This is a genomic window from Paraburkholderia sp. JHI2823, from assembly GCF_038900695.1.
Taxonomy (GTDB): Bacteria; Pseudomonadota; Gammaproteobacteria; order Burkholderiales; family Burkholderiaceae; genus Paraburkholderia; species Paraburkholderia mimosarum.
On the sequence record NZ_JAYMRY010000229.1, the window covers coordinates 1 to 471 of the forward strand.

Consider the following 471-nt stretch of genomic DNA (forward strand, 5'->3'; position numbering starts at 1 on the left):
CATTTCCTATTTGGTCTGTAATATTTTACTTTCAAACAATCCGTACACTATCTTTTCACCTCCTGCCTTGCCCGGGGCATGTAGGTCCACTTGTAAGGGTTTTGACTATTTTTCATATTCATATGCCATGCTTAATGATTCATTGGACGTTTTTCATTTGATAAACTGCTTATGTTCATTTTCTTTCCTTTTGCATTTTCTTTCAAGGATGGCTATCCCTTACACACACCCACACTCACAAATGCAGGTACCCATCCACTCTGGATTCCATGGGTGACTATTCTGCTACATCCTTCAATAACTCTGAAGATCTGGTCAATCAAGTCGAGTATGAAGATGACGAAGGTTATGAAGTACCAGGGGAACTAGCCAGACTTCTACAGCAAGAGGAAAGGGCCATCTTACCTCACGAAGAGTCATTGGAAACTGTCAACTTAGGAACCGAGGAACACCGGAAGGAGGTACAAGTGG

1 protein-coding gene is annotated in these 471 nt (G+C 42.0%); it reads left to right on the forward strand.

Annotated features, from left to right (window positions below; translation table 11 throughout):
• Nucleotides 1–269: 269 nt before the first annotated feature.
• On the forward strand, nucleotides 270–471 hold a 202-nt coding region (locus tag VSR34_RS38430; RefSeq protein ID WP_342965234.1), incomplete at its 3' end, for a hypothetical protein.